Raw genomic sequence first — 493 nt, 5'->3', positions numbered from 1 at the left:
CCACTTAGGCACACCATTAATTTAATACCTATTTGGTGGCTTAGCTCAGCTGGGAGAGCGCCTGCTTTGCACGCAGGAGGTCAGCGGTTCGATCCCGCTAGTCTCCACCATTATTTGTACATTGAAAACTAGATAAGTAAGTAAAATATAGATTTTACCAAGCAAAACCGAGTGAATAAAGAGTTTTAAATAAGCTTGAATTCATAAGAAATAATCGCTAGTGTTCGAAAGAACACTCACAAGATTAATAACGCGTTTAAATCTTTTTATAAAAGAAAACGTTTAGCAGACAATGAGTTAAATTATTTTAAAGCAGAGTTTACTTATGTAAATGAGCATTTAAAATAATGAAAACGAAGCCGTATGTGAGCATTTGACTTATAAAAATGGTGGAAACATAGATTAAGTTATTAAGGGCGCACGGTGGATGCCTTGGCACTAGAAGCCGATGAAGGACGTTACTAACGACGATATGCTTTGGGGAGCTGTAAGT

1 tRNA gene and 1 rRNA gene are annotated in these 493 nt (G+C 36.9%); both read left to right on the top strand.

The annotated features are described in order from the left end of the window. Positions 1 to 34: 34 nt before the first annotated feature. Positions 35 to 110 (top strand) — tRNA-Ala (locus HV824_RS36105). 290 nt (positions 111 to 400) lie between these two features. Continuing rightward, positions 401 to 493 (top strand): 23S ribosomal RNA (locus HV824_RS36100); the annotation flags it as partial.

The organism is Myxococcus sp. AM009 (assembly GCF_013372605.1).
Lineage (GTDB): Bacteria > Myxococcota > Myxococcia > Myxococcales > Myxococcaceae > Myxococcus > Myxococcus vastator.
The sequence above is the reverse complement of the archived record's forward strand: the minus strand, read 5'-3'. Positions and strand labels throughout refer to the sequence as shown.